The following is a 12899-nucleotide window of genomic DNA, read 5'->3' as shown; positions in this document are numbered from 1 at the left end:
CTTGGGTGGTAAGAGCCCCGGAACTCTGGCGTTGGTTAAGAGCAGCGGTAGAATTCGGGGCATTCTCATGAACGGCGCTGAACTGCGGTGACCACCTGGTGGATCAAACGCAGTCCGGCCCGAACGAATGGGGGAGGATCCCATGCCAGCAATCGTGATCGTCGGAGCCCAATGGGGCGACGAAGGCAAAGGAAAGGCCACCGACCTGCTCGGCGGCCGCGTTGACTACGTCGTCAAGCCCAACGGCGGCAACAACGCCGGGCACACCGTCGTCGTAGGCGGTGAGAAGTATGAGCTCAAGCTCCTTCCGGCCGGCATCCTGAGCCCCAACGCGGTTCCGATCATCGGTAACGGCTGCGTGGTGAACCTGGAAGCCCTGTTCCAGGAAATCGACGGCCTTGAGGCCCGCGGCGCGGACACCTCCAAGCTGCGCATCTCCGCCAACGCCCACCTGGTGGCTCCGTACCACCAGGTCCTGGACAAGGTCACCGAGCGTTTCCTTGGCAGCCGCGCCATCGGCACCACCGGCCGCGGCATCGGCCCCGCCTACATGGACAAGGTGGCCCGGCTGGGCATCCGCGTCCAGGACGTCTTCGACGCCTCGATCCTGCGCCAGAAGGTCGAAGGCTCGCTGCGGCAGAAGAACGAACTCCTGGTCAAGGTCTACAACCGCCGCAACATCGAGGTGGACGAGATCGTGGAGTACTTCCTGTCCTTCGCCGAGCGACTCGGTCCGCTGGTCATCGACAGCACCTTCGTCCTCAACACGGCCCTGGACGAGGGCAAGGTGGTCCTCATGGAGGGCGGCCAGGCGACGTTCCTGGACGTCGACCACGGCACCTACCCGTTCGTGACCTCCTCGAACCCGACCGCCGGCGGCGCCTCCGTGGGCTCGGGGATCGGGCCGACCCGCATCTCGCGCTCCATCGGCATCATCAAGGCGTACACCACCCGCGTCGGCGCCGGACCGTTCCCCACCGAACTGTTCGATGACATGGGCATGTACCTGCAGAAGACCGGTGGCGAGTTCGGCGTCAATACCGGGCGCCCCCGCCGTTGCGGCTGGTACGACGCCGTGCTGGCGCGCCACGCCTCCCGCGTCAACGGCTTCACGGACTACTTCGTCACGAAACTGGACGTGCTCACCGGCATCGAGCAGATCCCGGTCTGCGTGGCCTACGACGTCGACGGCGTCCGGCACGACGAAATGCCGATGACCCAGACGGAGTTCCACCACGCCAAGCCGATCTTCGAGTACTTCGAAGGCTGGACCGAGGACATCACCGGCGCGCGCACCCTGGATGACCTGCCGGAGAATGCCCGGAACTACGTTCTGGCCCTTGAAAAGCTTTCAGGCACGCGTTTCTCCGCGATCGGCGTCGGCCCGGACCGCGACCAGACCATCGTGGTCAACGACCTCATCAACGACTGAAACCGTAATCGCTGACTAACGTCCGGCGCACTGAAGTCCGACGGCGGCGGGTCACCTGCAAAGGTGGCCCGCCGCCGTCGTCGTTTCAGCCCGTGTGAACCGCCCCCTGAAAGAGAAGAAAAGAATTTCCGATCGGTGCGTAACCTTTCGGGGTGCCCCGGCGATTACTCCTTTGTAAGCGCCGCCGGAGCCTGGACCCCCACCAGGCCTCCGGCCGGCCTTCCAATGCAAGTGCAGGCCGGCGCCCGCCCCCATCGGGCGCCGGCCGGCCTTCCACCAACAAAAGGATGTATGTCTGTTATGAAGAGTGTTAGCAAGACCACCAAGATTGCTGTCGGCGCCGCCATTCTGGCTGTCGGAGGTTTCTCCGGCATTGGACTGGCCAACGCGGCCCAGATGTCCAGCACCCAGCAGGCTGAAGTGAACCACGCTACGCCCGCCATCCCGGCCACCCCCGCGGTTCCGGCCGCCCCCAAGCTTCCCGCCACTACGGCTGTCCCGGCCGTCCCCGCCGTTCCCGCTTCCCCGTCCGCCGACGGCGCTGCCAAGGGCGACGCCGACGCCAAGGGCACCAAGGCTGCCGGCGAAGGCTCCGTCGACGCCGACAAGGATGGTGCCAGCATCAGCGGCACCGCCGGCGTCAAGGGCGCTGCGGGCGAGGCGCACGCCAACGCAGACGTAAACGCTGCCGTTCCGGCCGTGCCTGCAGTTCCGGGCGCCAAGGGCGTTCCGGCTGTTCCGGCCACCCCGGCCATGCCGTCCGCCGAGCTGCCCAAGGTTGAGAAGTAGTCCTCGACCAGTAAGCGTTGAATGCCTCCACGGAGGCATCGGGGTGCGGCCGCTAGAATTGCCGAGGCCGCACCCCAGCAGTAACGGAAGGACAGCCTCTTGGCAGAACAGCTAAGCGATGACGAATTGTCAGCCGCCTTGGCTGGCGACCCGTCAGGCTTCAGCGCTGTCTACACGGTTATTTCGCCCGCGGTGCTCGGCTATTTCCGGGCACGCGGTGTGGAAGATCCCGAGGCGCTGACACAGGACGTCTTCGTCGACGTCCTGCCAAAGCTGGCCAACGTCACTGGCGGCCACGCGGGACTGCGGACCTTCATTTTCTCCGTCGCCCACGCGCGGTTGGTCGACTCCAGGCGGCGGGCGGAACGCACGCCATACCTGGCCGAATACGATCCCTTGGACGACGCGCGGTATTCCGCTTCCGCCGAGGACGAAGCGCTCGGCTCCCTGGGCGGGATCTCCGGCACCCTCTCCCAGCTCAACGAGGACCAGCGGGAGGTCGTGGTCCTGCGCATCGTCGCGGACCTTTCCATCGAACAGGTGGCCGGCATCATGGACAAGACACCCGGCGCCATCAAACAGCTTCAGCGACGCGGGCTCAGCGCCTTGCGCGAACTCGTAACCGAAAAGGACCACGCAGCATCATGACCGGCACACGCGACACCCAGCAGGATGGCAGCATCCAGGCGATGCTCCGCGATTCCGGCCTCGAAGCTGCCACCGAGCTCCGCACCTCCCTGGAACAGCTCCGTGCGCTGGTCCCGGAGCAGGCTCCGGCGCCCCGGGCCGATCTCGCTGCACTCCTCGCGGCAGGAACAACCGGTTCGCCGACAACCGGGACGGCGCCGCTGGATCGTGCATCGTCCGTCGACGTCGCCCTCCCGGCCGGCGTCGTGAGCCTCGCGGACCGCAGGAAGAGCCGGAACCGCCGCCTGGCCGTGGTCGGCGGCGCCATTATTGGCGCGATGAGTCTTGGGGCAGGCGCCGTGGCCGCCTCAAGCGAGGACTTCCGCCACAACCTTAGCCTGAGCGTCGGCGCCATCTTCCAGCCCACGACCCACAAGCCCCCGGCCCCGCAGCCTGCCGGGCCGTCGCCGGCTTCCATTCCTGCTGGTCCCGTGCCCCCCTCGAGCCCCGCCACTGCCGGCACGCCGAGCGGTACGCCCGCTCCCGCAGCGCGGATTCCCGGAGCACCGGCCACCTCCGCGCCGCCGGCAGCTACACCACCCGCCGACGGCCGCGGCGGGATCCTGCCGGCACCGGCAACGCCAGGGCTGCCCGCCGAACCGGATCTGCCCGGCTCCGACGCCGGCCGGCTGCCCCACGTCCCCGTTCCGGTCAAGCCCACCTTCCCGGGCGCCGTTCCCACCAAAGTCCCCAGCCAGCCTTAATCCGTTGGACTATCACCCCGGGTCATTCCGGGCATCATCCTGAGCGTCGAAAACGACCCTGCGTGATAGCGCCATGGGCAGGCGGCGGGCGTGGCCGGCGGCGTGCCCCCGCGGCAAGCCGCGCCCGCGGCACGTAGGCTGTGCTCATGGCCCACGTCAACGATCCTGCCGTCCTCGAACGGCTTATGCGCACCAAGGGACGGTGGGCCATCGTCGGCCTCACCACCAACGAATGGCGCGCCGCCTACGACACGTCGCTGTTCATCCGCGACCGTCTCGGCATGGAGATCATTCCCGTGAACCTGCCGGGCAACTCCGTCCACGGCGAAACGGGATACAAAAGCCTGGCCGACATCCCGGACAGCAAGCGGCCCATCGACGTCGTGGACTGCTTCGTCAATTCCCAGAGGGTGGGCGCCGTCGTGGACCAGGCGATTGCTGTCGGGGCCAAGGCCGTGTGGATGCAGCTGGGAGTCATTGACGAAGCGGCAGCCGAACGGGCCAAGGCTGCCGGCCTGGACGTGATCATGAATGCCTGTCCGGCGCAGGATGCCCGTCGTTTCGGTCTGTAGGTGCCGTCCCGGACGCCACGTCCACAACGTGCATTTTGGTCTGCTAGTCTTCTGCTGAATCTTTCCCCGGACGCCAGGATCAGCCATGTGTGAGCACTACCCGACGGTGCCCCCGGCCGCCCTCCCGATTGCACTCACGGGGCGTCCGGGCAGGAGGGCCGCGTTGGGCTTGTTGGGGGCCTCGCTGATGGCGGCATTGGGGGCTTGCGCGTCTCCGGAGAATCCGACGCCGGGCCCCGACCCGGTCCCGGGTCCGCCCCGCGGGTCCGGACTGCCGCCGTCCATCCTGACGGTCGGCGGGCGGAACGCCGAGGTCCCCGGCGCTCTGCGTCCGGAGGGGGCCAAACACGTTCGGCGGAGCTTCATCCCCGATTTCGTGTTGCCCCCCGTGCAGAACGGGATGGCCCCGGTGCTCAGCAGGATCCCGACGAAGCACCCCGTCGTGTTCCTCACGATCGACGACGGCATGACGAAGACTCCGGAGATGGTGCGGCTGCTGGCCGAGTATGACTACCCGGCGACGATCTTCCTCACGCGGAACTTCGTGCAGGATAACCCCGGCTTCTTCAAACAATTCGAAGCCCAGGGAAGCCTGGTGGAAAACCATACGATCAGCCACAACGTGAACATGTCCCGCCAGCTCGGCTACCAGCAGCAACTGGCCGAAATCGCGGGTATGCAGGACTACGCCCAGCAGCAGTTCGGGCGGCGGCCCACGCTCTTCCGGCCACCTGGCGGGGACTACTCCAATGCCATGCGCCAGGCTGTGGCAGCGGCCGGCCTAAAGGCTGTCGTGACGTGGGAGGCGAAGGCCAACGCAGGCCGCATGGACTTCCAGTACGGGAATGCGTTGCGGCCGGGGGACATCGTGCTGATGCATTTCCGGCCGGAGTTCGCCGCCGACCTCGCGGCATTCCGGGCGGCGCAGCTCGCCGCCGGACTCGAAGTCGTGCTGCTGGAGAACTTCCTCGGCGTCGCCTGAGCGCGGGCTGCAGCTCCGGCCTCGTAATCCAAGGCCGGCGGCAGCCGCCCGCAAAATGTCGGCAGCGGGAAGTAGGCTCGAACCATGGACGCAGCTGCACTCCGGGACATCTGCCTTGGCTTTCCCGGCGCTTACGAGGACTTTCCCTTCGGCCCGGAGACCTCCGTTTTCAAGGTCCGGGCCGCGGTCTCCGGAGGAGCCCGGCATGAAGCCAAGATGTTCGCCCTGTCAGCGACGGGCGCGGCCGACTTATCCGTCAGCCTGAAGTGCGAGCCCGCGCTGGCCGAACAGTTACGCGCCGCTCATGCGGAGATCACGGGGGCCTGGCACCTGAACAAGACCCACTGGAACGGGGTGCGCCTGGATGGCTCCCTGTCGGATTCGATGATCCGGGACATGGTGGAAGACTCCTACGACCTCGTTGTTGCCACCCTGAGCCGGCGCCAACAGGAACAACTTGGCTGGGCCAGGCTTACCCGGGGCGCCGAGGGGAAGACGCCGCCGTGAGCAGCCCGCGGATTGCGGCAGGCGAGCTCAACTATGCGGGGATCGGCGCCACGGAGCACGGCCCGCTGCCGGCCGATGTCGAGTGCCTCGTCTCGCAGGCCTACCTGGGACACGGCGTACCGACGTACCGGCGAGCCGTCCAAGGCATGCTGACATGGCAGCTCCAACGGAAGGCGGGACTGCGCGTGCGGGCGGAGTCCGACGTCGTGGTCCCCGGCGCGCGCGTGGTGAGCGGCTTCGGCCTCGGGCCGTTCCGGATCAACGCACCCTGCGAAGTGGTGTGGGTGCGGCGCCCGGTATCGGGGGACGGACCCCAGTCCGCCGGGTTCGGCTACGGCACGCTCCCGGGACATCCGGTCCGCGGGGAGGAGGCATTTGAGATCTCCATCGATGAGCAGGGCATGGTGACGATCGAAATCACGGCTTTTGGAGTCCCGTCGAACTGGTTCTACGCCGCCGGCGGCGCCCTGACCCGGCGGGCCCGTGCGCGCATCACCTCCCGCTACATTAGGAGTGCACAAGAACTGGCCGCAGGAGTGAGCTGAGCAGGAGCAGGCAATGCTTGACCAACAAATCCTTGACCGACTGTGGGACTTCGACAACCCGGAACTTTCCGAAACCCGGTTCCGTGACGCGATCGCCGACGGGACGTTCGACGCCGACGAACGGGCAGAGCTCGCCACCCAGCTGGGCCGGGCCATCGGACTGCAGGGCCGCTTCGAGGAGGCCGATGCCCTGCTTGACGCGATCGACGGCGACGAACCCACCGTGGCCGTCCGGGTGCTCCTGGAACGCGGCCGGGTGCTGAACTCCAGCGGTCATGCCCAAATGGCGGTGCCGTTGTTTGAGCAGGCCGCAGAACTCGCCGATCACCTGGGCGAGGAATTCCTGGCGGTGGACGCACTCCACATGCTGGCCATCGCGGACACCGCGCATGCCGAGGCCTGGACGCGGAGTGCCCTGGAGTACGCTTCGACCGTGCACGATCCCCGGACGAAGCGGTGGATGGTGGCCCTGCACAACAACCTGGGCTGGACGCTCCACGAGGCCGGCCGCTGCACCGAGGCGATGGTGGAGTTCCAGCTGGCCGAGCAGTGGGCCGAACGCGTGGGGACACCGCGGCAGCAAGAACGGGCGCGGGAAGCCATCAAGGCCTGCTGACTTAGGCTGGTTGCGGCGGCCGGAATGGGCCGGATGTGACCCCGTGTCGCTGTCTTGCAACAATGGAAAGCCGACATACCCAAGCGAAAGGCCGTGCCGTGATCTTCATCGTCGTCAAATTCAAGGTCAAGCCCGACTGGTCGGAGCGCTGGCTCGGCCTTGTGGAGGACTTCACCCAGGCCACCCGCAGGGAACCCGGAAACCTGTGGTTCGACTGGTCCCGCAGTGTGGAGGACCCCAACGAGTTCGTCCTGGTTGAGGCCTTCAAGGACGACGCCGCCGGAGACCACGTCAACAGCGCGCACTTCAAGCAGGCCATGGCGGACATGCCGCAGGCGCTGCTCGAAACTCCCCGGATCATCAGCCGCCAGTTCGACGGCGAGGGTTGGGACCGGATGGGCGAACTCACCATCTAGTCCCCGTCGATTGCTCCGCGCCGGCCCTTATGGGGTCCCAAAACGGCCGTGGGCCCACGCCGGCAGGGTTACCTGGCCGAGCTTGCGAGGCGTGGGGGCCGGTGAGGAGCAATCGATACGCTTAATCCATGTGGATCGGCTGGATTGAACTCGATGTCCTCCTCGGCGACGTGCACAGCCTCAAGGAGAAGCGGTCCGTGGTGCGGCCGGTGCTGGCCGAAATCAAGCGCCGCTTCGACGTCTCCGTGACCGAGGCGGAGTACCACGACCAATACCGGCGCACCGTCATCGGCGCCGGGCTCGTCGCGGCGGACCGGGCCCATCTCGTGGACGTGCTCGCCGCCGTTGAACGCTTCGTGGCGGCCCGGCCCGAACTCGAACTTCTCAGCGCCCGGCAGCGCGAGCTCCGCAGCGACGACTGACGCGCAACGTGGCGAGCACACTATCGACTGCTCCGTACGAGCCCTTTTCAGGGCTCATAACGGCACTTCTGGAGCAGCGGATAGGAGGGTGTGGATAATTTCTGCGCCCCTCGTTCGGTTCTGGTCTCATGAAGCCATGAAAACCCCGCGCCCGCTGCCGGCGGACTTCCATGGACGGCCCTTCATGGTTGCCGAAGCCGCAGCGGCCGGGGTGTCGCCAAAACGGCTCCGCCACCGCTCGCTGACAGGACTGGGCAGGGGGATCCGTTCCATGGTCCTCACGCAGGGTCTTCCCCTCAGTGTGAGGGTGCGGCCTTTCATTGAGGTCAATGAGCGATGCGCCGCGTCGCACCTCACCGCGGCGGAGCTTGGTTCGCTTCCGGCGCGTCAGCCAAAGGAGGGACCGGAGATGTACCACGTGATCAGGCCCGAGGGGGCGGCCCACCTAAACCGGCCACATGTCATCGTCCACCGGATGAGGCTCTACGACGACGAGATCACGGTCGTGGACGGGATTCCCATCACCACCACGGAGCGAACCTGGCTGGATCTGGCCGAAATGCTGACCGTAGACGAACTCGTCGTGGCCGGCGACAGCTGCGTCCGGGTGCCCCGGCGTGAGTTCGAGGGCAGGGACCTGCCATTATGCAGCTTGGGGGATCTGCAGCGGATGATCGACCGACACAAGGGAAAGCGCGGAATCCGCAGGGCGAAGGAGGCCATTAAACTCATTCGAGTCGGCTCGGATTCGCCGCAGGAGTCCTTGCTGAGGCTTGCCATGGTCCGGGCCGGACTTCCGGAACCGGAGTTGAATGTGCCGGTCGTCGATGATCGGGGCACTCAGCATCACGAACCCGATCTGTCCTATCGGGAATACCGTATCGGCATCGAGTACGAAGGCGAGCATCACGGTGATGAGGGGCAGATTGTCAGGGACATTGCCCGTTCCGAGCGGTACACGGCCTTGGGCTGGACCGAAATCCGGATCTCCAAGCGCCACATGAACGATGACGCCAAAGCCGCGGTGGCCAAGGTCCGGACCGCGCTCGTCCAGGCCGGCTGGCGCCCGGGACGGTAAACCAAAACGGCTGCTCCGTATCCGCCGTTCTGAGGCTTCAGAATGACGGCTACGGAGCAGCCGATGGAGGCGGCGCCGTGGCGCTGGGTGGGCCCACGCCGCCGGGGTTCCCTGGCCGAGCTTGCGAGGCTAGGGTGGCGGTGGGTGGGCCCACGCCGCCGGGGTTCCCTGGCCGAGCTTGCGAGGCTAGGGTGGCGGTGGGGACTAGCCGAAGTACTTCGGAAGCGTCGCCTCATGGGCTTCGCGGAGCGCATCGAGGTTCATGGTCTCGACTCCGTTGATCTCCAGCGTTCCGCCCTCGGCATCCACGACGCCGATCCGGATGTGCGCAAAGCCACGGGCGGTGCACATGTCCTTAAAGCGGATCTCCTCGGAGCGGGGCACTGCCACGACGGCGCGGCCCTGGGATTCGGAGAACAGCGCCGTGAACAGGTCCACGCCGTCCCGGTCCAGGACATCCTGCAGCGCGATCCGGGCACCGACGCCATAGCGCAGCGAGGACTCCACGAGGGCTGCCGCGAGGCCGCCCTCGGAGAGGTCGTGCGCGGAGTCCACCATGCCGTCGCGGGAGGCGTTGATCAGGATTTCACCCAGCGCGCGTTCGGCCGCGAGATCGACCTTGGGCGGCAGGCCGCCGAGGTGTCCGCGCATGTTCGACCATTCCGACCCGTCCAGCTCTGCCGCCGTCGTGCCCAGCAGGTAGATGGCCTGGCCGTCTTCCTTCCAGCCCGACGGCGTGCGGCGGGCGACGTCGTCGAACTTGCCCAGGACGGCGACCACGGGGGAAGGATGGATCGGGACGCTTCCGGTCTGGTTGTACAGCGAGACGTTGCCGCCGGTGACCGGGATGCCGAGCACCATGCAGGCGTCGGAGAGGCCGCGGATGGCTTCGGCGAGCTGCCACATGACGTCCGGGTCCTCCGGGGAGCCGAAGTTCAGGCAGTCGCTGACGGCCATCGGCACGGCGCCGGAGGTCGCGACGTTGCGGAAGGCCTCGGCGAGGGCCAGCTGTGCGCCGTGGTAGGGGTCGAGGTAGGTGTAGCGTCCGTTGGCGTCGGTGGCCAGGGCCACGCCCAGGCCGGTTTCCTCGTCCACGCGGACCACCCCGGCATCGTCCGGGAACGCCATGGCGGTGTTGCCGCCGACGTAGCGGTCATACTGCTGGGTGATCCAGGACTTGCTGCACATGTTCGGCGAGGCAACGAGCTCGGTGATGGCGGCGGCCAGGTCCGCGGGGGCGGAGGGACGGCCGGCGTCCTGCACGGACCCGGTGAAGGAGTCGGCCTGGACGGCGTCCTGCCATTCGGGGCGGGCGTACGGACGGTCGTACACCGGGCCGTCGTGGGCGACTGTGCGCGGGTCGACGTCGACGATGACCTCGCCTTCCCACGTGATGATGAGGCGGCCGGTATCGGTCACCTCGCCCAGCCAGGAGTACTCCACAGCCCACTTGTCCATGACCGCTTCAAACGCGGCCATGTTCCCGGGGGTGACGACGGCCATCATGCGTTCCTGCGACTCGGACATCAGGATTTCGCCCGGGGTCAGAGTGGGGTCGCGCAGCAGGACGGAGGTCAGCTCGACTTCCATGCCGCCGTCGCCGTTGGAGGCGAGCTCGGATGTGGCGCAGGAAATGCCGGCGGCGCCGAGGTCCTGGATACCCTCAACCAGTGACCCCTTGAACAGCTCCAGGCAGCACTCGATCAGGACCTTCTCGGCGAAGGGATCGCCGACCTGGACGGCGGGGCGCTTGGACGGCTTGGTGTCGTCGAAGGACTCCGAGGCCAGCACCGAGGCGCCGCCGATTCCGTCGCCGCCGGTGCGGGCGCCGAACAGCACCACCTTGTTGCCCTTGCCGGAGGCGTTGGCGAGGCGGATGTCCTCGTGGCGCATGACACCGACGGCGAGGGCGTTGACCAGCGGATTGCCCTGGTACACGGAATCGAAGACCATTTCGCCGCCAATGTTGGGCAGGCCCAGCGAGTTGCCGTAGCCGCCGATGCCGGCCACGGCGCCGTGCATGACGCGGGCGGTGTCCGGGTGGTCGATGGCGCCGAACCGCAGCGGATCCATCACGGCTACCGGACGGGCGCCCATGGAGATGATGTCGCGGACAATGCCGCCGATGCCCGTCGCGGCACCCTGGTAGGGCTCCACGAACGACGGCGAGTTGTGGGACTCGATCTTGAACGTCACGGCCCAGCCGTCGCCCAGGTTGGTGACGCCGGCGTTTTCGCCGATGCCCACGAGCATGTCCTTCTTCATCTCCTCGGTCACCTTTTCGCCGAACTGGCGCAGGTGGTTCTTGGAGGACTTGTAGGAGCAGTGTTCGCTCCACATCACGGAGTACATGGCGAGTTCGGCGCCGGTCGGGCGGCGGCCCAGGACCTTGACGACCTCTTCGAACTCGTTCTGTTTCAGGCCCAGCTCGGCCCAGGGGAGTTCGGTGTCCGGGGTCTTGGCCGCGTTCTCGACGGTGTCGATGTTGAACTTCCTGGCGGTCTCGCCGGCGCTTCCGGTGATCGGGCTAGTCGAGGTCTCCGTCATTTGCTTACTCCCACGATCTTGTTCAGGACAGAGGTGAAGAACCCGAGGCCCTCGGTGCCGGTCCCGTTCTCCGGGCCGAAGCCTGCCTCCACGGCATGCTCCGGGTGCGGCATGAGGCCCACCACGTTGCCTGCGGCGTTGGAGATGCCCGCGATGTCGCGGCGGGAACCGTTCGGGTTGAAGCCGACGTAGCGGAACACGACGCGGCCCTCCGCCTCGAGGGCGTCCAGGGTCTTTTCGTCGGCGATGTACTGGCCGTCCTGGTTCTTCAGCGGAATGGTGATTTCCTGGCCGGCAGCGTAGTCGCCGGTCCACGCCGTGGTGTTGTTTTCCACACGCAGGACCTGCTCGCGGCACATGAACAACAGGTGGTCGTTCTTGATCATCGAGCCGGGCAGCAGATGCGACTCGGTGAGGATCTGGAAACCGTTGCAGATGCCGAGGACCGGGAGTTTGGCGTCCGAGTTGGCGGCGTCGATGACCTTGGCCATCAGCGGTGCGAACCGTGAAATGGCGCCCGCCCGGAGGTAATCGCCGTAGGAGAATCCGCCGGGAATCACGACGGCGTCGACGTCACCGAGCGTGGTGTCGGCGTGCCAGAGCGCCACCGGAGTGCCGCCGGCCAGCCGGACCGCACGGGCGGCGTCGCGGTCATCCAGGGTGCCGGGGAAGGTGACGACGCCGATCTTCGCGCCCGCGAGCTGGGGGTGGGCGGCGACGGCGACAGCCTCGCCGATCAGGGGAAGTTCAGTCATGTCAGGCCTCAACGACCTCGACGTTGACGACATCCTCGATGACGGGGTTGGACAGCAGGGTCTCCGCCGCGTTCCGGGCCTGGGCCAGGATCTCCTCGGTCACCTCGCCGTCAACCGTGAGTTCAAAGCGCTTGCCCTGTCGGACAGAGCTGAAGGCGGTGAAGCCCAGCCGGGGGAGTGCACCCACGATGGCCTTCCCCTGCGGGTCGAGAATCTCGGGCTTGGGCATGACGTCGACAACGATCCGGGGCATCCGGCAACTCCTGTGCGTGAGCGTTGGTAGGGGCGCAGCGGAGTGGTGCCGTCTCACGCCGGTCCGCTGTGTGGTGAGGACTGCTTGGTGATACAGCGTGAAAGGGCGCTCCGCGAGCTTGCACGCCCATTCTACCGGCCGCGCTGCGTCCGGCCGCATTCGGCCCGCGAGTGTGAACCCGGCCGTGCCAGGGTCCGGGAACCAAATCCGCGCCAACGGCCACTGGCGGCCTGTCCCCGCAGCCTCGGACCGGCCGCTGAACTGCGCAAACGCCGCCCGGGGAAGCCGCGGCTGCTATGGCTCCGGCGCGCCGGCGTCAGTAGGATGTGCGCATGGCTGAGAACCCGAAATCCGTGCTGTTGCCCGTCATCGCCGCCGCCGTGTTCGCGGGCCTTGGCCGGATGGTCCTGCAGAAGATCAAGGCGGACCGCGCGGCCAGGGCAAGCAATGTGGTTGGTCCCCTGGATGAGAAAACCCGGGCCTGGATCAGCGACGTTGTCAGGACCCCGAGGCAGTAGGGTCACCCTAACGGCATGAGCCGGACCGCAGTGCGCGGTTCGGCGGTTCCTTGCTGCCCCCAGTCGCGTCCTGTCG

General features: G+C 67.0%; 16 protein-coding genes. 13 read left to right on the top strand and 3 right to left on the bottom strand.

All coding sequences use genetic code 11. From position 1 onward, the window contains the following. Positions 1-142 precede the first annotated feature (142 nt). The 12 genes from AC1DES_RS04115 (at position 143) to AC1DES_RS04060 (ending at position 8750) form a co-directional block, all read left to right on the top strand. The gene (locus AC1DES_RS04115; RefSeq protein WP_476894399.1) at positions 143-1432 is read left to right on the top strand and encodes an adenylosuccinate synthase; all 1290 of its coding nucleotides are present in this window, start codon (positions 143-145) and stop codon (positions 1430-1432) included. A gap of 300 nt (positions 1433-1732) precedes the next feature. Continuing rightward, positions 1733-2221, top strand: coding sequence for a hypothetical protein (locus AC1DES_RS04110; protein WP_476894398.1), 489 nt, complete (start codon positions 1733-1735; stop codon positions 2219-2221). A gap of 99 nt (positions 2222-2320) precedes the next feature. Further along, a complete protein-coding gene (locus AC1DES_RS04105) occupies positions 2321-2869 on the top strand; it encodes an RNA polymerase sigma factor (RefSeq protein WP_476894397.1) in 549 nt (182 codons plus the stop codon). Then, positions 2866-3612: a hypothetical protein gene (locus tag AC1DES_RS04100; RefSeq protein WP_476894396.1), complete on the top strand. Its 747-nt coding sequence runs from the start codon at positions 2866-2868 to the stop codon at positions 3610-3612. The genes AC1DES_RS04105 and AC1DES_RS04100 overlap by 4 nt, the downstream gene beginning before the upstream one ends. A 146-nt stretch (positions 3613-3758) precedes the next feature. Next, the gene (locus AC1DES_RS04095; protein WP_476894395.1) at positions 3759-4184 is read left to right on the top strand and encodes a CoA-binding protein; all 426 of its coding nucleotides are present in this window, start codon (positions 3759-3761) and stop codon (positions 4182-4184) included. A gap of 388 nt (positions 4185-4572) precedes the next feature. Next, positions 4573-5166: a polysaccharide deacetylase family protein gene (locus AC1DES_RS04090; protein ID WP_476894394.1), complete on the top strand. Its 594-nt coding sequence runs from the start codon at positions 4573-4575 to the stop codon at positions 5164-5166. Between the two features lie 84 nt (positions 5167-5250). Continuing rightward, a complete protein-coding gene (locus AC1DES_RS04085) occupies positions 5251-5673 on the top strand; it encodes an MmcQ/YjbR family DNA-binding protein (protein WP_476894393.1) in 423 nt (140 codons plus the stop codon). Next, positions 5670-6218 (top strand): DUF1990 family protein, encoded by a 549-nt coding sequence (locus AC1DES_RS04080; RefSeq protein ID WP_476894392.1) that lies wholly within the window; start codon positions 5670-5672, stop codon positions 6216-6218. Before AC1DES_RS04085 ends, AC1DES_RS04080 begins: the two co-directional genes overlap by 4 nt. 13 nt (positions 6219-6231) lie before the next feature. Continuing rightward, on the top strand, positions 6232-6834 hold the full coding sequence (locus AC1DES_RS04075; RefSeq protein WP_476894391.1) for a hypothetical protein: 603 nt from the start codon (positions 6232-6234) through the stop codon (positions 6832-6834). A 98-nt stretch (positions 6835-6932) separates the two neighbouring features. Next, positions 6933-7250, top strand: a complete 318-nt coding sequence (locus AC1DES_RS04070) for a putative quinol monooxygenase (protein WP_476894504.1) — start codon at positions 6933-6935, stop codon at positions 7248-7250. Between the two features lie 128 nt (positions 7251-7378). Next, positions 7379-7672, top strand: a complete 294-nt coding sequence (locus AC1DES_RS04065; protein WP_476894390.1) for a DUF503 domain-containing protein — start codon at positions 7379-7381, stop codon at positions 7670-7672. 136 nt (positions 7673-7808) lie between these two features. Beyond that, a complete protein-coding gene (locus AC1DES_RS04060) occupies positions 7809-8750 on the top strand; it encodes an endonuclease domain-containing protein (protein ID WP_476894389.1) in 942 nt (313 codons plus the stop codon). Positions 8751-8954: 204 nt separating this feature from the next. Here the strand turns inward: AC1DES_RS04060 and purL are convergent, their stop codons facing one another. Genes purL through purS form a run of 3 tightly spaced genes read right to left on the bottom strand, consistent with a single transcriptional unit; the run spans position 8955 to position 12305 of the window. Next, entirely contained in the window at positions 8955-11297 is a 2343-nt protein-coding gene (purL, locus tag AC1DES_RS04055; protein WP_476894388.1) for a phosphoribosylformylglycinamidine synthase subunit PurL, read from the bottom strand. Continuing rightward, complete coding sequence (gene purQ / locus AC1DES_RS04050; RefSeq protein ID WP_476894387.1) at positions 11294-12052, bottom strand: phosphoribosylformylglycinamidine synthase subunit PurQ; 759 nt, start codon at positions 12050-12052, stop codon at positions 11294-11296. The genes purL and purQ overlap by 4 nt, the downstream gene beginning before the upstream one ends. A 1-nt stretch (position 12053) precedes the next feature. After that, positions 12054-12305: a phosphoribosylformylglycinamidine synthase subunit PurS gene (gene purS, locus AC1DES_RS04045; RefSeq protein ID WP_011690410.1), complete on the bottom strand. Its 252-nt coding sequence runs from the start codon at positions 12303-12305 to the stop codon at positions 12054-12056. A 332-nt stretch (positions 12306-12637) separates the two neighbouring features. Between purS and AC1DES_RS04040 the strand changes: the two genes are divergently transcribed. After that, complete coding sequence (locus AC1DES_RS04040; protein ID WP_476894386.1) at positions 12638-12823, top strand: hypothetical protein; 186 nt, start codon at positions 12638-12640, stop codon at positions 12821-12823. Positions 12824-12899 lie beyond the last annotated feature (76 nt).

It is taken from the genome of Arthrobacter sp. 05T442 (assembly GCF_056395945.1).
The sequence above is the reverse complement of the archived record's forward strand: the minus strand, read 5'-3'. Positions and strand labels throughout refer to the sequence as shown.

Bases quoted from the DNA above. Each gene is read 5' to 3' on its own strand.
- AC1DES_RS04115 (WP_476894399.1), top strand. From the start codon at position 143: ATGCCAGCAATCGTGATCGTCGGAGCCCAATGGGGCGACGAAGGCAAA.
- AC1DES_RS04040 (WP_476894386.1), top strand. From the start codon at position 12,638: ATGGCTGAGAACCCGAAATCCGTGCTGTTGCCCGTCATCGCCGCCGCC.
- purL (WP_476894388.1), bottom strand. From the start codon at position 11,297: ATGACGGAGACCTCGACTAGCCCGATCACCGGAAGCGCCGGCGAGACC.
- purQ (WP_476894387.1), bottom strand. From the start codon at position 12,052: ATGACTGAACTTCCCCTGATCGGCGAGGCTGTCGCCGTCGCCGCCCAC.
- AC1DES_RS04085 (WP_476894393.1), top strand. From the start codon at position 5,251: ATGGACGCAGCTGCACTCCGGGACATCTGCCTTGGCTTTCCCGGCGCT.
- AC1DES_RS04110 (WP_476894398.1), top strand. From the start codon at position 1,733: ATGAAGAGTGTTAGCAAGACCACCAAGATTGCTGTCGGCGCCGCCATT.
- AC1DES_RS04075 (WP_476894391.1), top strand. From the start codon at position 6,232: ATGCTTGACCAACAAATCCTTGACCGACTGTGGGACTTCGACAACCCG.
- AC1DES_RS04065 (WP_476894390.1), top strand. From the start codon at position 7,379: ATGTGGATCGGCTGGATTGAACTCGATGTCCTCCTCGGCGACGTGCAC.
- AC1DES_RS04095 (WP_476894395.1), top strand. From the start codon at position 3,759: ATGGCCCACGTCAACGATCCTGCCGTCCTCGAACGGCTTATGCGCACC.
- purS (WP_011690410.1), bottom strand. From the start codon at position 12,305: ATGCCCCGGATCGTTGTCGACGTCATGCCCAAGCCCGAGATTCTCGAC.
- AC1DES_RS04060 (WP_476894389.1), top strand. From the start codon at position 7,809: ATGAAAACCCCGCGCCCGCTGCCGGCGGACTTCCATGGACGGCCCTTC.
- AC1DES_RS04100 (WP_476894396.1), top strand. From the start codon at position 2,866: ATGACCGGCACACGCGACACCCAGCAGGATGGCAGCATCCAGGCGATG.